The following is an 18,553-nucleotide window of genomic DNA, read 5'->3' on the forward strand; positions in this document are numbered from 1 at the left end:
TGTCACCTCTTTTACTGAAATCGTTGTTCACTTTCGTCTTTTGTTCCGCTAATAATGGCAACGGCTCCGCCTAATGCTTCGCGTAAGCCCACGCCGCCTTTTTTCGGCATTTCTAGCATGACGACTTTATCTTTATAAGCTGCGATGGTTTCTTCATTCTCTTTCGAACAAATCACATAAGGCTTGCAGTCGGTTTGATCTTGAATGGCTAACGCAATTTCTGCCGCCATTTGCGCATAGGTTCCGTAGTTAAAACATGGCCCTGCAAACAGCACTTCTGCTTTCGTTTTTAAAATCAGATTTTTGATTTTATGAATCACTTCTTCTTTATGCGCTTGGAAATAATCTGGTCCACAATAAATCGTCGCAAGCGCTGTAAGTCCTGCTTTTTCGAAGTCGTCTTTGAACATTAAATAAGAACCAACCCCACCTTTTTCAAGGCCTAATTCTGTATCGCCACGTTCCTTTCCGCCGTATCCTGCTTGAACTTGGTCGAATAATAATAGTGTTCTCATCTGTTCACCCCTTTCTATGTAAAAAGGTGGCATCCGTTTTCGCATGCCACCCAATGATATGAAATCTTGTGACTTATGCTTTTGTAATTTTATAAATCATCAAATGATAAGTCGTTTAAGTCAACATCGTCTAATTCATCACCTGTTAACATGCTAGAGCCTGCTTCTTCTTTCAAGTATTGGTTATCCAATGCTTTGAAGAATGGGAAGTAGATTAAGCAGCCTAAAAGAATCAAGAAGATTTGGAAGAATCCGGCTACGATACTACCTGTTGACAACCATCCTGAGAAGAAGAATGGCGTTGTCCATGGAAGTGAAGCCCCTGTTGTATAAGGGATAATTCCCCACATTGTTGCAAGAGTTGCTAAAGTAATATTTACAAGTGGTGTTAATAAGAATGGAATCACGATAATTGGGTTTAATACTACTGGTAAACCGAATGTAACCATTTCATTGATACCGAAAATACCAGGGATTAAAGCTAATCGACCGAGTTTCTTCATTCGTTCTGATTTAGCAAGGAAGACCATTAAGAATACAAGAGATAATGTACTACCTCCACCACCGAAGTTACCGAAGAAGTCTCCGAAAGGTCCAGTGAAGATGTTTGGTAATGGTTGTCCAGCTTTAAACGCTTCCAAGTTTTCGTTTGTTAAAATTAAGTGGATTGGGTTGAAGACTGTATTTGTTACAGCTGGCCCGTTAATACCGAAGAACCAGAAGAGTGTTGATAGGAATTGATACAATGGTTCGAAGAAGACGCTTTGACCGAATCCCATCAATGGAGCTTGTAATACTTTATAAATAAATGTTTGTGCGTATTGGAATTCTGTTAATGAGAAGATGAGATAGATTGCAAATGCAAAGAACATCGCAAACGCACTAGGAATTAAAGCTGCAAATGAATGGTAAACTGCTGGTGGCACTGCATCAGGCAATTTGATAACCCATCCTTTTTTCTGAATCGTTACGAAGATTTTCACTGACACAATCGCAGTAATCATCGCTAGGAACACCCCTGCAGAACCAAGGTTTGAGAATGCAAATCCACTAAACGCTTTACCTGCTTCATTCACAAATTTTGGGTGCACTTTTGGAGTCATGATAAGGTAGCAGACAAGTGATAATACTCCCCCTGCAATGGCATCACTTTCTAATTGTTTAGCATATGAATACCCAATACCAACGGCTCCTAAAACCGCTAAAATACTAAATGTAGAGTCAATCACGGCATCCATTGAGTTTTCCCAACCCTTGCCGAAGAATTGCGCCATAAAATCGCTATACCCTGGCACTGGGAAGTTCGCAATAACAAGGAAAATGGACGCTACGATAATTAATGGTGTACCGACTAAGAACCCGTCACGAATCGCAATCAGCACCTTATTCGTGCTGAGACGTTCTGCCACGCGGCCCATCGTGCTTTCTAAACCTGCAAACATTGTACTAACCTCCTATTGTTCTTTTTTAGATTTTAATAATTGAATGGCACGTTTCAAGATACGTTCGCCATCTGCATTTCCGTAGTCTTCAAGATTGATGACATCGACAGGAACTCCAAGTGGATCATATTTTTCGTGAACCGCATTGAATTTGAATTTCACTTGAGGTCCTAACAAGATTACGTCTGGATGGTATTGCTCGTAAATCGCATCGATATTGCGATCTGGAAACGCTTTAATTTCTAGCGGCAAATTATGCTTATCTGCCACGTCTTGCATTCTGCTGGCCACTAGACTGGTTGACATCCCCGCACTACAAAATAGATAAATTCTTTTCATTTTCTTTTCCTCCTTCCGTTTCTATTTAATACTTTCAATCCGTTCATAAAGGGCGATAATTTCTTCTGCTGTGATTTTAAGAAATTCCGCATTCATCAATTGGTCTTCCGCATGCACGAGTAAGAGCGATAATTGCACTGGCTCACCGGATGTTTCTTGTTGCAATAACCCGAAGTGTGCTTCATGCCCTTCTGCATGATATTTATCCCCTTCTTCAATGCATCGACGCGCTTCTTCGAAATGTCCTAAACGCGCTTCTTGCACCGCCTCCATAAAACTGGATTTTGCTGCACCTAGTGCGCTAATCATCTTAAAACACACTAGCTCAATGCCTTCCATACGATTTCCTCCTTCCTTATCGAATCGCCTGAATAAACGACTCTACATTTTTTGCTTCTAATAAACACATCATTTTGTCCGGGGAGTCCAGTTGCTTCCCGAGCCATCGTAAGAAGAGTTGCATGAATTCCATATCCTCTTCCTTCAACGCGAGTAAGATGACGAGTTTCACTGGGAAATGATTCCACTGAATCGGCTCTCTTAATACCGCAATTGAAATCATCGAGCGCTTGCTAGATGGATGCAACGGATGCGGAATCGCAATCGAATAATCGAAGTCCGTCGAAGAGAGGCTTTCGCGTTTCAAGACCGATGGTAGAAAGTCCTCATTCACGATTCCTGCTACTTCTAAGCGTGAGCCCATTTGCATTAAGATTTCTTCTCGGCTAGTAGCCTCCACGTCCGCATAGAAGAAATCTGCATCCATCAACTGTCCAATTTGCGTGCGAATCGTTTCACTCATCTTCTGCGTTTCTAACGTATTCATCACTCGAATCAGCTGAATCTCATCTTGCGTATTGAAAAACAGTCCTAATCGAACGACTGGAATCGCAACGGATGGTTCCATCTGCTCAAAAGTGATGAGTAAATCGGCCTCGTAAAACTCCGTCACACCTATAGTGAACGTCGCTTCTTCGGCTACAAAATCCAAGCGATGTTGGAACTGCTCCTTCAATCGCTCCACACTTCCAGCAATCAACGGATATTGCGTATTCGCGATAAGGACCGCGCGTAGTTTCGCGTTTGTCGCTCCTTGCATATATGCTGCACCAATATGCAGTGCCAAAAATCCAATTTCCTCTTCGGTAATTTGGCATTGCAGCTCGCTCATCAAATACTGACTCACGGAAACTGCCGTATCAAACACCAGCGGATATTGTCGTTTAAAGGTTTGCACATAATGATTAGGTAGGCTTAAGTTCATCTGTACTCGTTCGAGTAATCCTTGTAAGTGCAATTGGAATCGCACCTTGAATTCCTTTTGATCCACAAACGAGATGCCCATCCACTGAAAGAGTCGCTCATCAATAGCGTTCGTTAGTTCTTCTAATCGAATGGTTTTTCCTTTGAAATGAACTTCTGATTGAAAGGCATTTGAATTATGATACGCCTTTAAGAGTTTTGCATAGGAAAGAATTTCTCCTTCCGGAATCTCTTTATCGCCTAGAATTTCTTTAAAAATCGACCGAACAATCGTAGCTTCGACTTCTAGATCAACTTTTTCTACAACACTCTCTTGTACCGTTTGTCCTAGTCTTACTCGTTGCAACACCAGTCCTAAATGTAACAATAGAAACGGCATGAGCGTTTTGCGAATCGAATAGCGATATTCTTTTAATTTCGCCCAAATAATCGCCTCTAATTGCTCCATATCCAACTCAGGGTACACATTCATGAGCTCTGAACTATTCAAGAAGTCTTCGTTTAATTCTTTTTTCAGTAGTTCTCTATACAATTTTCGCTTGCTGGCTTCTGGCCCTTCTAAAACTAGAGAACCGTTTCTTGTAACAAGGAGCAACCACTCGTATTCTTCCAGCTGTTTTTGGACACGAATGCGGTCTATATCAAACGTTTTAGCGCTTACAAAACATTGTTCGCAAAAACCTTCGATGGAAACACCCTCCCCATTGAACAAGAGTTGCTTCAATAAGTTTGCGCTTCTTTCTGCGCTATCTTGCGGGGTTCGTAGTAAACTTTCTGGATCCACATATCGATTTTGTTGGAAGGCCACGAGACGATATCCTTTTTGGCGATCCGCTTCGATAATATGCGGCATTTCTCGATTGATTTGTTCGATATCGGAACGCACTGTTCTTGCGCTGACGCCGAGGCAGGAAGCTAATTCGCGTCCTTTAATCCATTCGTGGCGTGCAAGTAAGTGCAATAGTTGTTGGTGTCGTTGTTTCATTAAAAATCCCTCCACCTCAATTTGACTATATCAGATTCTTTGATTCCATTATACCTAAAATCTTTTCCTATTGTTAGGAAATTTTTAGTCCCTTTTTGAAACATTTCGTAATTTTTCTTACTTTTTGACAGAATTTGGAGGATTGGTGTGCTAAAGGAAAATAATAATAATAAGTGTGTTAAAAAATAATGGAGTCTCTTAGAACTCCTATGGATTATTTTCATCATTATAACAATAACGGCACCCCCTCGAGCCTTCGTCTCAAGGGTAGCAAGCTTCAAACTGAGGGTAAGTGATAAATCGCTAACCCTCAGTAATTCACATTGCTTGCGATTACCTTATTGTTATTATGATGAAATCCATTAGGAGTTCTTCTGAGACTCCATATAATTACCGCTTTCTATAAATTTCCCTTTAGCACACATCACAAATTGAGTGAATAAGAAAATTACGAATGGTTTCTGGCGGTGGGATGGACAGGTAAAGTGCGGTAATAGGGCACCTGCTTGAGCTGAAGTCTCAAGCTCTTTCAAGATTCAAACGACCTCTAGAAAATCAATCTTCAAGAGGTCGTAATTCACTTTGAATGCTATTCCCTATTACTGCTACTATGGAACTTTTCAACTCTTTCGAGACATCTTTTTCAACTGCTCTATCAACATTCAGTCAACAAGAAAATTACGAATGGTTTCTGGCGGTGGGAAGGACAAGGTGGGGAAAATTTAGGTTGTGCAGAAAAATGGGCAACAAAAAAGGCACCGGAATCGGTGCCTGTAGGACTGGGGTAGCTGGATTCGAACCAACGAATGACGGAGTCAAAGTCCGTTGCCTTACCGCTTGGCTATACCCCAATGGTGGAGGGGGGCAGATTCGAACTGCCGAACCCGAAGGAGCGGATTTACAGTCCGCCGCGTTTAGCCACTTCGCTACCCCTCCAGCAAATATTAAAATTTCGTACTCAGATATCTTACAATAGTTTGAAATAGAATGCAAGGATTTTACCGCAAAAAAATAAAGAATCTAGTCGGTTTCCTGGCTAGATTCTTTAAGCGTTTATTTTAATTTAGATGTCACTTTCTTCTTCGAGAAGGTACGCTCTTGTTTATTTCCTAATGCGTTCAGACGAGCATCTAGGAGAATATGACGGCCTTCTACGTTACGAGTGTAGATGATTTCATATAAGCCGATGTATTTTTCGATATTAGCGACAAAGACGATGACGTCTTCTTTACGTTTATCGAACATACTTGGAACGGCGAAATACTTCGTTTGGTCATTGACCCAAGTCGTAGCTCTTAGAATATAGCGCTGGTTCTCGATTGGAGCGAAGAATTCCGATAGCGCCTGTGCAAAAATTTCTTTTTCGCGCAAGGTTCCACCCTTTAGATAAGTGGCGGTGTGAATCGAATTCTTATCCCCACGAACGACTCTGGCCTTGCAGTTTTGTGTCTGCAAGTGCCCCGATGCCAGCAAGGCTTTTCGGACGGCTTCGGCAAAGAGTTCGAGGCGTTTATACGGACTCTTGTATAGGAAATATCTCAACCAGATGATATTTAACACGATAAGCGACAGGATGAACACTGGATATAAGAGTTGGGACGGTCCGTTCGCTAAATCGAGGATGATATAGATGATTAGTTCCGTCAGTGCGATTGCTTGCGCATAGGTTAAAATTTTCCGTGCATCTGTTAGCAGAACAGTTGGCAAGAATGTCTTGTCCACTGCCACCTCATTAGAAACTTCCATGTCTTCTAAAAGCGGAAGGGATTCATTCCAGCGCTCCCTCAATTCTTCGCGGTTACGCGAGCGCTCGATAGTTTCTTGGTTGAGCTTTGTTAAATCCTTCTTCGTAAACTTGATCGTTCCAAGGTCTAGTCGATCCACGCCTGATTCAATTGTATTTTCATTATAGTGTAGTCCTAAGAACTGCTTCATGCGGCGTTGTAATAATTCTATATCCGGACTATCGATTCCGACAGCAACCTCTTCGTCTTCTTTCTTCTTGAAGAGTTTTTTCTCCGCAAGATTAATGGACACAAGATGCCAAACGCTACTTGTTTTATCGGGATTTTCCGGCCAAATACGAATCGCGCGCCCTCGCATCTGATTGCTGAGCATGAAACTTCCGACAAAGCTAGCGAGAATCAATGAGTTCACGCATGGCGCATCCCATCCTTCTCCGAGGAGAGATTTTGTCCCAATTACGACATGAATTTGTCCTTCTTGGAAGAGCTGCGTCACGGCGCTGACTAAGTCATGTTGCGAACCTACTAGACGCACCTTCACATAGTCCTTCTCATCGAGCTGTCCCACTTGTTGGAAGGTAATCTTATCCGGTCCAAAAATAGCCTCTAGACGCGGTTTTACGGTTATTGGAATAATTACGAGACTTCCCGTTAAAACAGCCGCAGGAACGTCTAATTGGTGCTCCACAAGCTCTCTACGTAGGACTTCAAAGTAAGGCAATACACCCAGTTGGCTATATTGGACTTCTGGATTTCCTAAGTGCACCTCAAAATCTTTTCGAATGAAGTCGGTTAGAATCAACTGTCTCAAGTCGTTGCCTAAGGTTTCATATTCAGCCTTAAAGATTTCTCGGACGGCGTTTAATTTTCCAAGCGATTGATTTAATAGCTGGTCGAGTTGTTTATTGCGAAGCAGCTGCACTTGTTTACGGTCAATCAATCCGAGCGATTTCAACTCATGCTTCAATTCTTTACAGTCTTCTTCAGATAAATCATACCAATGCGGCACGTCGAATAACATTCCTTGTAAGAGGATTTCAAACCACGCCAAGTCAAACGTCGGAAGGAGGCTTGCCCCCAGTAATTGTTGGAAATGTTTCGGGAACTCGATTCCTTTATGTCGTAGGAAAATCAGTGTTGCCGAGAGATACTTCGGCTCATTTAAGAGTTCATCTTCCGAGATGGTTCCATCGAGCGCACGGCTAGTTCTCACCGCCTCGCAAAACATCGAATCAGAGGATAGATTTTTCAAGAACGCTCTCTTCTGCGTAGAAAACTGATCGAGTTGTTTCTCTTCTTCCTTCGTTGGGAAAGAGAAATACACATAGTCCTGGTGCGGACACAAACTTCCCTCTTTGACAAGTTCTGGGACGGTAATTTCTTCATCAATTTCCCCACACATGGCTACATAACGCTCCCAAAGTGCAGGTTCTCCTTCATATGGCGGTGTTGCCGTTAGCGAAATCACATTTATATCCGCAAAGGATTTACGGAAGGTTTCTAGACTCTTCCACCACTCATTTCGCAAGTGATGACACTCATCGAGGCATAATGTTCCTAGAGACGCATTCTTGAAGAGTGCAATAATATCCACGTCTTTAAAATCAAAGTGCTCGTTTTCGACCACATCGTCCGTATCCTCGGCTTCCGCGTCGCCTTCCAGACGATGGATGGCACTGTGCAACGCTTGATATGTCGCAACGGTGATTGTCTTTGGTTGCTTCAGATTTTGCGAAATCATTTCATCGGCTAGACTCGCATCATCCAAAAACGCTTCACGAATACGGTCCACCCACTGCTGACGAATGGTTACAGTCGGCACTAAAATAAGCGCCGGCTTACTATTACGACGGATAAATTCAATTCCTAGCGTCGTTTTCCCAGAACCTGGAGCCGCCACCAAATGAATATGGCCATCCGCCATAATCGAATCGCTCTTTTCTAAAATGCGCTTTTGATACGCTCTCCACTCGCCTTTAAAAGATAAGTGTTCGAACATGTAACCCCTCCTTTGCTCATTCATTATACCATCAGATTTCTTCTTTTAATTCGATTTTGATAACACTGTCCACCTCATCTGGCAATGGATAGGTGTAAGCCCCAATTTCTCCATATTGTGCAAAACAAATGTCTTGAAAAGCTAAAGTAGTCCAACTGTTAGAAATTCTTACTTCGCTACCATCATGGACAAAACTCATTCGTTCAATCTGCTCTTTATCGATCCCTGTTAACGCAATCGGACCAATAGGTTGTTCAAACACATGAGCATACAAAATTTTTCCATTCTTTGTATAATAACCCCATTCCGGTTTTGGCAGATTCACTAATTCTCCTTCGTAGATAGATTCTCCATTGCTCTTCATCCAGCATCCTATTTCACGCAAAATATCGATACTCTCTTGAGGAAAGCTTCCCTTTGCATTTGGTCCCACATTTAAAATCATATTTCCGCCCTTACTAACACATTCGACCAATTTTCGAATAAGAACTTTAGAACTTTTAAACTGTTTGTCAGAAGGATTATACGCCCAGTGATTATTCATCGTTAGACACAATTCCCAAGGTAATAACTCTCCCTTATAATTCCGAATCCCTTCATGGGGTAAAATTTGTTCAGGACTAACAAAGTCTCCGGAATAGAGTTGAATCTCTTCACTTGCAATACTTCCGAAGCCCTCTCCAGAAGTCTCTAAGCGGTTGTCAACAACCACATCAGGTTGATGTTTTCTTACAAGTTCTATTAAGTCACTTGCCTTCCATTTCTCGCCAAACATTTCTCCATAGGAAAAATCAAACCAGAGAATATCGAGTTTCCCATACTTTGTTACAATTTCTTCCACTTGGTGGTGCATGAAGTCCAAGTAACGCTCAAAATCGATTTGTTCATCCTTATAAGCGATATTTCCTCTCATAGGATGATGTCGATCTGAGTACTTCGGATAATCTGGATGATACCAGTCCAACAGACTAAAATATAGTCCGACTCGAAGCCCTTCTGCTCTTACTGCCTCTACAAATTCCCGAACCAAATCCCTTCCGAAGGGTGTATTGGTAATTTTATAATCTGTATACTCGGAATCAAATAAACAAAATCCGTCGTGATGTTTAGCCGTCAATACGACATACTTCATTCCCGCTTCTTTAGCAGCCTTTGCCCATACTTTGGCATCGAATTCACTTGGATTAAATGCGTCAAAATAAGGTTGATAGTCTTCAATTGTCATTTTTTCATTACTGCGAATCCATTCTCCCCTTCCAGGAATCGCATAAAGGCCAAAATGAATAAACATCCCAAATCGAGCTTGTCTAAACCATTTGGTCCTTTGTAAAATGATTTCTAAAGAATTCTCCATTTCCCTCCACTCCTTTACATCAATACATTCAACTAATGTTATTCTAGCACTCTTCTCTTTTCAATTACACCTTTTTCTTGAAAGAACAGGATTGCCTTTTAATATCATAACAATACAAAAAATCTCTTAGATAGGATTACCTTCTAAGAGATTTGTTCTATTAATGATTCATTCTTTTTTTCTGATAGTCCTTTGAGACTTTCATCAAAGTCTCGTACACTTCTGCCAACTCTTCTTTTAAAGTGGCATCTTTCAAGTACGACTGCACCTTGGTAATCACTTCTTTTTCGCGATTCGCATCTAAAATCGCAATGCCATTTTCTTTTTTAATACGAGCGACATCAACAACGACTTGCATGCGGCGTTCAAAGAGCGCTACAATCTCGCGGTCGATGGCATCAATTTCTGCACGTTGTTTTTCTAACAAGAGATTTCCTCCTCATTTAAATTCCAAAGAAGACGCCTAATGGGTAGCCTACAATAATCGCACTAGCGGCACTGAGTAAGAATAGGCCTCCTCCGTATACGAAGGCATCTTTTGCATTCGTCCAACCAGAACCGACCGAAATCGCTACATACGGCATGCTTGGTGGTGTCATGAAGGCAAGGCTCGCCATGAATCCAATCAAGCAGGCAATGGTCCCAGCTTGTACATCCACAGAGCCTGTCGCATAGACAGTCGTTAATACGGTTGTGACGACCGATACGGTTACTAAGTTTGAAGAGACATTCGTTTGTAATCCTGCCCAAAGGACGAAGATGATTACGACAAGAATTGGAGATAGTGTCGCAAATACAGGTACGAGTGAACTTTCAAGAAGTCCGATGACTCCTAATTCCGGTTTTGTGACAAGAGTTCCCATGCTTAGAGTCGCTCCTACCAAGAACATACTTGGCCAGTACACGCCCTTTTGTAGCCCTTCTTGAATCGATAAGAGTGGTTTCCTATCAAATGACAGAATCGCCATCAGGATAACTCCAATCATCGGTGGGAATGCCATCCCTGCTGTTTTTAGGAAGGCCGCAACGTCCGGTAAGAATCCTCCTACGAGTTCTGGAAGTACCCATAATAAAACGACTCCCATGAAAATCAGCACTGTTGCAGTTTCGCGCTTTGATTTGGCAGGAAGTGCTTCAAGCGATTCGAGTGGTTTCATTTCCACGTTTGATAAATCCACTCTCCAAACGGTTCTAAGAACAGCCCACATCGCAATAAAGAGCACGAGTCCGGCGGGAATTCCGATCATCATATATTGCGCGTTGGAAATCGCGATCCCTGTCGCATTCTTGTAAAGCGCCATAGCCGTCACAGAGAAGACGTGGTTGATTGGTGTCATCGCTGTACCGATTGCTACTGTTGCAAAAAGTACGATAAGGAGCACCGAAGCCTGTCTATCGCCTTTTTTCAAACCGAGAACGGCCATGATTTCCTCGTAAATCGGGAAGACGATCATAAAGAGAATCGTCGGCGAAATAAAGAGGCTGATGGCAAGAACGCTGGCATAAAAAGCCCCGATAAAATGCCATGGAGACTTCCCTGCAAAGGAGCTGCCGAGTGCACGTGCGACGAAACGTCTAAGTGCAGGCGTTTGCTCGAGGGCATATGTCATTAAGAATGTAAATAATAGGAAGACAAAGGTTGTATTCCCAAACGACAAATTAAAAATCTGTCCGTAGTTGACGCCTGGAAGCATCCCGATGCCTAACATCACATAGCAGAGAACACTCGGCCAGTCTGTTGCGACAAAGAGCCAAAGTAGAAGGCTGCTAAAGAAGATGGATAGAATGGAAACGGTCGGTGCCGCTAGTCCAAAGAATGTTCCTTGTGTAATGGTTAAATAACCGCTCATTCCCATGAGAACGGCGCTGAGTGCAACGATGAATAGTTGCAACTTAGTCCATGTTTTTCCTTTCATTGGTTCACCTCATTCTTATCTATCCTACCTCATTTTTTCATAGATTGCTATTGGAAATAAAGAGTTTCTGGAAATTTTTAAGCAGTTTTCTACTATTATATAGAAGAAATTTTCCTATAAACAAAAAGCCGAGCACGAAGCCCGACTCTAGATTAATGTTCTAATTTTAAGGTTTGTGCTAAACGCTTGTACATTAACATCGCAAGTACGCTATTTAGGCCAAACTTTACGATATTAAATGGAAGCAATGCAAATGCCATTAATGACCCTAAGTCTGTTACAAATGGGTTTAACGCATGTGCTGCAGCCACGATTTTTTCCATTGGGAAGTTCATCGCTGTTGCGTAAAGTGGGAACATCACGAAATAGTTCGCTAGCAGTAACACCACTGTCGCTGAAATCGTACCGATGACTAAGCTAATCACCGCTGATTTAAAATTACGGCGGCGCTGATAGTAAAGCACTGCTGGTAACATAAAGCTTAAGCTACCGATTAAGTTCACTGTCTCTCCGATTCCAAAAGTCATTGACCCATTATAGAAGAAGTTTAGCAACACTTTGATGAGCGCAATCAAGCTTCCGTGCAATGGTCCAAGAAGATATCCACCCAGCAACACTGGTAAATCCGAGAAGTCGAGCTTCACGAATGTTGGGATAAACGGTACGTTGAATGACAACAGCATTAACACGGTACTAATCGCACCAAAAACTCCTACTAGAACAATTTTTTTAGCCGATGTTCTGTTCGACTTTCTTACATTTGTACTCATGGTACGTCCTCCTTCATAGGGCGAAGGAAATTGCACTGTTTCTCAGTTTCAAAGAAAAAAGCAGCATTGAAATGGACCTTTCAATACTGCTCGTCAAATAGACTTGTTGAAATAGTGCCATTTTCTCACATCTAGACTATACTATCGGTTCTGGAATCGCACCAGATCATGCCAATCGGCTCGTGGACTATACCACCGGTCAGGAATTTCACCTTGCCCCGAAAATGTTATTTATGGTTGTATTGTAGCACCTCGACGCCGCTAAGGCAATCTCTCTGCCTCAACAAAGCTGTATTTATGCTGTTTCTCGAATAAAAAAACTTGGATTACGTTTGCCGTAACGCAAGTTCTTCTATATTTATTTCTCTTCTTTTTGCTCTTCAAGTCCAAGTCGTTCAATGCTTTCCTTAGACGCTGAAAAGCTGACTTTATCATTTTTCTTAATCAGTGCGGTATCCATTGTTTGATACAAACTTGGCGCTTTTTCACGACTTTCTGCGTCATCCAATTTGAACTTCTTCACATCTATTTCAATAGTGAAACCTATTGCATTTTCACCATCTGACGAAGTGACTTTTACGCCCTCAATATCTTTCATTTGATTCACGAGTTCATCTCTTTTTTGACGTGTTTCTGTTGCAAATTCCTGAACCCCTGATAAACGTACTACTATATCGGTTGTTAGAGATAAAATTGTGTCATTTTCTTTGTCATATACATAGGTATAAGTAACTTTCGAAGTATCTGTTTGTAAAACAAAGACTGATTTACTTTCCGAACGGCAACCTAGCAATACAAATAACGCTCCTAATAGTACAATCGATAACTTCAAGATTTTCTTCATTAGAAAACTCCCCTTTATTTCACTTCTTTAAACTCGTATTCTAAAATAGCGGCTTTAGATAATTGGTAGCTAACAATACTATCCTTTCTTTTCAAAGCTGCATTAACGGTGTTATAGAGTGTTGGCGCCTTCTTGCGACTTGCCGCATCATCGAACTTAAATTTATTAACGTCGACTTCAATCGTTAGCGTAATGTAGTTATTATCGTCCTTCTTAGTGTATGTAACACCTTCAATTCCTTCCATCTCCGCTACAACCTCGTCTCGTTGACTACGAGCGGCTTCTGTATATCGTTCGTCTTTGGTGATGTCGTAAACGATTTCCATCGTTAGTTTAGAAACTGAATCTTTCTCTTTATCATATACATAGGTTAATTTCGTCTTATTAGCAATCTCCTGTAAAACAAATTCACTTTTTGTTTCTTGGCTACATCCTAGTAAAACAAATAACGCCCCCATTAATAGAATGGATAGTTTCAAGATTCTCTTCATTCAAATACTCCTTTAATCTGACTTGCCTTAATCATAGAAAATGAACTATCGTTTGTCAAATTCTGTTGAAGTCCACACTCATCATTTATATAAAAAACTTGGATTCCATTCACTGAAATCCAAGTTTCTATTCGACTATTTCACTTCTTGAAATCCTTCTTTTAAAATACTCTTTTTAGATTCTTCAAAGCTGTAAATACCATCTTTCTTTATTACCGCTGTATGAACGCTACTATATAGAGCTGGCGCTTTAGCACCTGCCTTTCCATCCTCATAGTTAAACTTCTTAAGATCCACTTCAATCGTTATCTTTAGTTCTTTTGCGCTATCAGATTGAGTGACTTTAACCCCTTCAACGCCGCTCGCGTCGTCAACTATTAGTTTTTGGGTACTACGCGCTCTTTCTTCGATTTCTTTACTTTTTGAAATGTCGTAGATGAGATTAAATGTTACAGATGAAACTGAATCTTTTTCTTTATCGTATACATAGGTTATTTTTTGATTTATATCACTAAGATTAAAAACAAATTCACTTTTAGCTTCTGAGCTACAACCTAGTAAAACAAATAATGCCCCCAATAATAGAATAGAGACTTTTAAAATTTTCTTCATTAGAATACTCCTTACGTTTTTTCTTTATCATAAGGAAAGCGAAGGAATGTGTCAACCTATTCCTGTTAAAGCGGCGCTTCCCTAAAAAGTGCAAACAAAAACCGCCTCCCTTTCAGGAGACGGTCATTTCATTTCATATTAGAAACGGATGTATGTTGCTTGAGCTGCAACGCTTGCTGAGATTGTACGGTAAGAGATTACGTTTAATCCACGTACGTTCATTTCAGAGATGTATAATGAACCATCTGCGTTAACTGCTTCTACGAAAGCTACGTGTCCGTAAGTTGGGTCAGCACCTGCTAAACCTTGTTGGAATACGATTGCTGAACCAGCTGATGGTGAGTTAGATACTGAGTATCCATAGCTACGAGCATATGATGGCCATTCAGCCGCGTTACCCATCATGCTGTGACCGATTGGTGTACCAACTTGTGCCATACGGTTAAATACGTAGTAAGTACATTGTCCGAAGTATCCACCGTTAAGTGAAGCACGGAAACTTGGGTCAACTGCTGGGAAACCTCCGCCAGCTGTGTAAGTGTAGCTTGATGTTTGTGTTTGAGCTGCTGGTGTTGAAGTAGAGCTTGAAGTTGAAGCTGTACTTGTTGAAGCTGTGCTAGCTGCCGCTGCAGGAGCTTCGTATGAAGTTTGTGTAGCAGTTGTTTGTGATTGTGAAGCTTGTGCTGCTAATGCTTGACGAGATGCTTCAGCAATACGAGCTGCTTCTGCTTCTGCTTTTGCTTTCTCTTCAGCTAAACGTTTTTGGAAAGCTTCTTTTTCAGCAACTAATCCATCACGTTTTGCGATTTCAGCTAACTCTTCTTGTGAAAGGTTCGCTAATAATACTTTGTTTTTAGAGAAAGTATCGTTTAATTCTGTTTGTAGAGAAGCTAATTCTTTTTCAGCTGCTTCTTGTTCAGCTAATTTTTCTTGTTGAGCTTCTTCTTTAGATTCTACTTGTTTTTTGTCTTCAGCTTGTTGTTGCATTAACTCGCGGTTTGCACCCATTAAATCCATTACAACACCGATACGGCTAACCGCATCTGATAAGCTTTCAGCGTTTAATAAGAAATCTAAGTATGAACGAGCACCATTTGTTTGTACTGAACGAGCTTGTTCTTCTAAACGTGTGTTACGTTCTGCGATTACTTTTTCTAATTTAGCAATTTCAGTTTTTAATGTTTCAATTGCTTCTTGAACTTCAGCTTTTTTAGCTTGAGTTGTATCAATTTTAGTTTGTACATCAGATAATTCTTTCGCTAATGTATCGATTGTAGAATTAACTGCTGATTTTTTCTCATTGATGTTAGCGATTGATGAGTTAACTGTTTCGATTTTTGAATCGAAATCTTGCGCGTTAACTGATGGCGCTAAAGCTCCTAATGATAATACTGTTCCTGTTACTAATACTGTTAATAAACGTTTCTTCAAGTGATTCCCTCCAATGTTTCTCACTAATATATATTCGAAGTAGCCGGTCACGGCTTTTAATAAAACTTAACTTGGTACTATAATACCATAGGACTTTAGGCTGATGTTGATTTTCTTCGAATTGATAATACCTTGTAATAAAGCTGTAACATAACTCGAATGACTGACCTTTTTGATACATAAATGGTTATTTTTTGTGAAATATTACAGGGTAAAATGTGAATTTTTGAAGATTTTTAGCGTGAAAAAAGTATAAATTGATTCCAAAGAATCCTTGCGGATTTATTTATAATAACTGTAATGGGGGACCGGTTCGAGCCGAAGTCTCTCACCTTTGGGAGTAAGACAAAAGCTAAAAATGGACTCACAGTGTGAGTCCATTTTGCTTTGTAGTCTTACCCCCGCAAGGCTGATTAGCTTTAAGCAAATCACGAGTGATGAAGCTGAAAGCAATCAGCTACTGCGTTGAAATCTATATCTATAATTATTTTAGAAGGATATAAAACTCCTACTATTTCGCATTTAATCCTATCCCTCATTACGGTTATTATAAAATCCGCCTACTCTTTGGAATCTTATTTTTTCTCCGCTTGAAAATAACTCTGCACATTCTGCGTTAACACAGCCAGAGCTTCTATGGTTTGAGCGAATGCAGGTTTAAATGGGAAATTTCTGGCTTTAGCATTCGAAATGCGCTCACTAAAACTTGAGTTTGGGAGCCAATAAATTCGGGCTTTTGACCAAAAAGTTATTTTGCAATATAACGTATATGTCATATTGTGTTTTTTACATTTGCTTTTGAAATATGATTGTGTAGGCATTTATAGCATGTTTAAAAATCTATTTAAAACATTTTTTTAGTTCAAACTTTGTGAACTGCTCGTTATCGTCAGGTTAGTTAAGAATAATTTTCTAAGTGACTTTATATATAACAGGCACAGGATGATTCTAGAGAATACTGCGGATTTTATCATCACAGTAACGTGGTAGAGCATAAAAACGAGGGAGAAAGACAGAAATGTCATGGATACATTTGTATCTATGGCATTTCGTTTTCTTTCCCCCACAAAGTTGAATAGGAATGAGATAGCTGTTTACAGCTAGACTCATTCCATTCAACCACTGTGCTAAGAGGGCGTAGGATTGTTAATCCGTACTTAAAGTACTTTATAAAGTTAGACGCAGTAGCTGATTGAATTAAGCTTCATCACTCGTGATTCGCTTAATCCTAATCAGCCTTGCGGAAATCCTTCACAGTGCGAAGGATTTGAAACCACTAAAAGAAACAGGACTCACACTGTGAGTCCTGTTTTGTCTTTGGTCTTACTCCCTCTTTGAGGCTTTTAAGGCGCAAGACCAAGGCTTGCGCCGGTGCAACGTTACAGTGATGATCATTAAATCCGCAAGGATTCAAAAGAATCATCCATAAGTCTTTTATTTCAACACCACTAAGAAGTATTTTTTCTTGCCGCGGCGGACGATGACGAAGCGTTCTTCGAAGGATTGTTCTTTCGTCCATTCGAATTCGAGGTCCGTTACTTTTTCACCGTTGATTGAAATCGCGCCGTTTTGAATGTCTTCGCGTGATTGTCTTCTTGATGGTTCGATGCCAAGATCCACAAGCCATGTCGCTAGGTTTTGGCTTTCTTTTGAACTTTCGAAGGTTGGCATGTTTTTGAAGCCTTGTTCGATTTCGTCGGCTGTTAATTGTTGTACGTTCCCTGTGAAGAGCGCGTTTGTAATTTTCTTCGCGTCTTCTAGGGCTTTTTCGCCGTGAACGAAGCGAGTCACTTCTTCTGCAAGGCGGATTTGCGCTTCCCGTTTATGTGGTTCTGTCGCCACTTTTTCTTCGAGCGCTTCGATTTCTTCGCGTTCTAGGAATGTGAAGTACTTGATGTATTTAATCACGTCACGGTCATCTTGGTTTAACCAGAATTGGTAGAATTCGTATGGAGTTGTTTTTTCAGGGTCAAGCCATACAGCACCACCAGCTGATTTCCCGAATTTTGTACCGTCTGATTTTAACATCAACGGAATCGTTAAACCGTACGCGCGAGACTCTGCTCCTTCTACCTTACGGATTAATTCAAGCCCTGAAGTGATGTTCCCCCATTGGTCTGCACCACCGATTTGGACTTGCACGTCTTCTGTCTTGAATAAATGTAAGAAGTCCATTGATTGTAGGATTTGGTAAGAGAATTCTGTAAATGAAATTCCCACTTCTAGACGGCTTGCGACCACGTCTTTAGCAAGCATTGTGTTTAAGTTGAAATGCTTTCCGAAATCACGTAAGAAGTCTAATAATGATAAATCTTTTGTCCAATCGTAGTTGTTTACAAGGCGTAATGTTGCTTGGTCTTCATCTGTTGTGAAAAATAATTTCTTCATTTGCGCTGTTAATTTTTCAACATTGTGTTGAACTTGTTCCATTGATTGAAGCACACGTTCGCTTGTACGACCACTTGGATCTCCGATAGAACCTGTTGCTCCACCAATCAAGATGACTGGTTTATGTCCTGCTAATTGGAAACGACGAAGAATCATAAATGGAATTAAGTGTCCAATGTGCATGCTGTCCCCAGTTGGGTCTACCCCACAGTAGAGCGATACAGCCTTTTCGTTTGTTAAGGCACGTAAGCCTTCTTCATCTGTCATTTGGTTGATGGCGCCGCGCCATTCTAAATCATCGATAATGTTCATCTTGTTTCTTCCCTTCTTTCTTGTAAATAAAAAATCCCTAATAGCCAAAAAGACTATTAGGGACGATTTTCACCGTGTTACCACCCTTGTTGACGATGCGAGGCATCATCCACTCGAGCATCCTTATCGCGGATGAGACGTCCTGAC

General features: G+C 40.9%; 15 protein-coding genes, 2 tRNA genes, 1 riboswitch and 1 other annotated feature (1 of these 19 cut by a window edge). All 17 genes read right to left on the minus strand.

Annotated features, from left to right (window positions below):
* Positions 1–11: 11 nt before the first annotated feature.
* The 17 genes from O3793_RS05975 to tyrS all read right to left on the minus strand — a co-directional run bounded on the left by O3793_RS05975 (position 12) and on the right by tyrS (position 18,406).
* Positions 12–515, minus strand: a complete 504-nt coding sequence (locus O3793_RS05975; RefSeq protein WP_371446271.1) for a GrdB-related putative oxidoreductase — start codon at positions 513–515, stop codon at positions 12–14.
* 89 nt (positions 516–604) lie between these two features.
* Entirely contained in the window at positions 605–1,957 is a 1,353-nt protein-coding gene (locus O3793_RS05980; protein WP_371446272.1) for a PTS sugar transporter subunit IIC, read from the minus strand.
* 12 nt (positions 1,958–1,969) lie between these two features.
* A complete protein-coding gene (locus O3793_RS05985; RefSeq protein ID WP_371446273.1) occupies positions 1,970–2,296 on the minus strand; it encodes a PTS sugar transporter subunit IIB in 327 nt (108 codons plus the stop codon).
* A gap of 21 nt (positions 2,297–2,317) precedes the next feature.
* On the minus strand, positions 2,318–2,635 hold the full coding sequence (locus O3793_RS05990) for a PTS lactose/cellobiose transporter subunit IIA (RefSeq protein WP_285251674.1): 318 nt from the start codon (positions 2,633–2,635) through the stop codon (positions 2,318–2,320).
* A 16-nt stretch (positions 2,636–2,651) separates the two neighbouring features.
* Complete coding sequence (locus tag O3793_RS05995; protein WP_371446274.1) at positions 2,652–4,544, minus strand: transcription antiterminator; 1,893 nt, start codon at positions 4,542–4,544, stop codon at positions 2,652–2,654.
* A gap of 779 nt (positions 4,545–5,323) precedes the next feature.
* Positions 5,324–5,395: transfer RNA gene (locus O3793_RS06000), tRNA-Gln, on the minus strand.
* A 1-nt stretch (position 5,396) separates the two neighbouring features.
* Positions 5,397–5,480, minus strand: a tRNA-Tyr gene (locus O3793_RS06005).
* Between the two features lie 117 nt (positions 5,481–5,597).
* The gene (locus O3793_RS06010; RefSeq protein ID WP_371446275.1) at positions 5,598–8,288 is read right to left on the minus strand and encodes a DEAD/DEAH box helicase family protein; all 2,691 of its coding nucleotides are present in this window, start codon (positions 8,286–8,288) and stop codon (positions 5,598–5,600) included.
* 31 nt (positions 8,289–8,319) lie between these two features.
* Positions 8,320–9,642, minus strand: a complete 1,323-nt coding sequence (locus O3793_RS06015) for an alpha-L-fucosidase (protein WP_371446276.1) — start codon at positions 9,640–9,642, stop codon at positions 8,320–8,322.
* 160 nt (positions 9,643–9,802) lie between these two features.
* Positions 9,803–10,069, minus strand: a complete 267-nt coding sequence (locus O3793_RS06020; protein WP_371446277.1) for a chorismate mutase — start codon at positions 10,067–10,069, stop codon at positions 9,803–9,805.
* A gap of 16 nt (positions 10,070–10,085) precedes the next feature.
* The gene (locus tag O3793_RS06025; RefSeq protein WP_371446278.1) at positions 10,086–11,558 is read right to left on the minus strand and encodes an SLC13 family permease; all 1,473 of its coding nucleotides are present in this window, start codon (positions 11,556–11,558) and stop codon (positions 10,086–10,088) included.
* Between the two features lie 152 nt (positions 11,559–11,710).
* On the minus strand, positions 11,711–12,328 hold the full coding sequence (locus O3793_RS06030; RefSeq protein ID WP_285252267.1) for an ECF transporter S component: 618 nt from the start codon (positions 12,326–12,328) through the stop codon (positions 11,711–11,713).
* A gap of 115 nt (positions 12,329–12,443) precedes the next feature.
* Positions 12,444–12,558: riboswitch (FMN riboswitch) on the minus strand.
* Between the two features lie 128 nt (positions 12,559–12,686).
* Entirely contained in the window at positions 12,687–13,172 is a 486-nt protein-coding gene (locus tag O3793_RS06035) for a hypothetical protein (protein ID WP_371446279.1), read from the minus strand.
* 14 nt (positions 13,173–13,186) lie between these two features.
* A complete protein-coding gene (locus O3793_RS06040; protein WP_371446280.1) occupies positions 13,187–13,663 on the minus strand; it encodes a hypothetical protein in 477 nt (158 codons plus the stop codon).
* Between the two features lie 135 nt (positions 13,664–13,798).
* Positions 13,799–14,275 carry a hypothetical protein gene (locus O3793_RS06045; protein WP_371446281.1) on the minus strand — a complete coding sequence of 159 codons (477 nt, stop codon included), beginning with the start codon at positions 14,273–14,275 and terminating at the stop codon, positions 13,799–13,801.
* 138 nt (positions 14,276–14,413) lie between these two features.
* On the minus strand, positions 14,414–15,706 hold the full coding sequence (locus tag O3793_RS06050; protein ID WP_371446282.1) for a CHAP domain-containing protein: 1,293 nt from the start codon (positions 15,704–15,706) through the stop codon (positions 14,414–14,416).
* Positions 15,707–17,140: 1,434 nt separating this feature from the next.
* Complete coding sequence (tyrS, locus tag O3793_RS06055) at positions 17,141–18,406, minus strand: tyrosine--tRNA ligase (protein WP_371446283.1); 1,266 nt, start codon at positions 18,404–18,406, stop codon at positions 17,141–17,143.
* 55 nt (positions 18,407–18,461) lie between these two features.
* Positions 18,462–18,553 (minus strand) — a binding site (T-box leader) (it continues 110 nt past the right edge of the window).

Origin of the sequence: Granulicatella sp. 20925_1_28, from assembly GCF_041433575.1 — a bacterium.
GTDB lineage: Bacteria > Bacillota > Bacilli > Lactobacillales > Aerococcaceae > Granulicatella.

What these genes read in the sequence shown, in the direction of transcription:
- O3793_RS05975 (WP_371446271.1), bottom strand. Translation starts at nt 515, where the DNA reads ATGAGAACACTATTATTATTCGACCAAGTTCAAGCAGGATACGGCGGA.
- O3793_RS05980 (WP_371446272.1), bottom strand. Translation starts at nt 1,957, where the DNA reads ATGTTTGCAGGTTTAGAAAGCACGATGGGCCGCGTGGCAGAACGTCTC.
- O3793_RS05985 (WP_371446273.1), bottom strand. Translation starts at nt 2,296, where the DNA reads ATGAAAAGAATTTATCTATTTTGTAGTGCGGGGATGTCAACCAGTCTA.
- O3793_RS05990 (WP_285251674.1), bottom strand. Translation starts at nt 2,635, where the DNA reads ATGGAAGGCATTGAGCTAGTGTGTTTTAAGATGATTAGCGCACTAGGT.
- O3793_RS05995 (WP_371446274.1), bottom strand. Translation starts at nt 4,544, where the DNA reads ATGAAACAACGACACCAACAACTATTGCACTTACTTGCACGCCACGAA.
- O3793_RS06010 (WP_371446275.1), bottom strand. Translation starts at nt 8,288, where the DNA reads ATGTTCGAACACTTATCTTTTAAAGGCGAGTGGAGAGCGTATCAAAAG.
- O3793_RS06015 (WP_371446276.1), bottom strand. Translation starts at nt 9,642, where the DNA reads ATGGAGAATTCTTTAGAAATCATTTTACAAAGGACCAAATGGTTTAGA.
- O3793_RS06025 (WP_371446278.1), bottom strand. Translation starts at nt 11,558, where the DNA reads ATGAAAGGAAAAACATGGACTAAGTTGCAACTATTCATCGTTGCACTC.
- O3793_RS06030 (WP_285252267.1), bottom strand. Translation starts at nt 12,328, where the DNA reads ATGAGTACAAATGTAAGAAAGTCGAACAGAACATCGGCTAAAAAAATT.
- O3793_RS06035 (WP_371446279.1), bottom strand. Translation starts at nt 13,172, where the DNA reads ATGAAGAAAATCTTGAAGTTATCGATTGTACTATTAGGAGCGTTATTT.
- O3793_RS06040 (WP_371446280.1), bottom strand. Translation starts at nt 13,663, where the DNA reads ATGAAGAGAATCTTGAAACTATCCATTCTATTAATGGGGGCGTTATTT.
- O3793_RS06045 (WP_371446281.1), bottom strand. Translation starts at nt 14,275, where the DNA reads ATGAAGAAAATTTTAAAAGTCTCTATTCTATTATTGGGGGCATTATTT.
- tyrS (WP_371446283.1), bottom strand. Translation starts at nt 18,406, where the DNA reads ATGAACATTATCGATGATTTAGAATGGCGCGGCGCCATCAACCAAATG.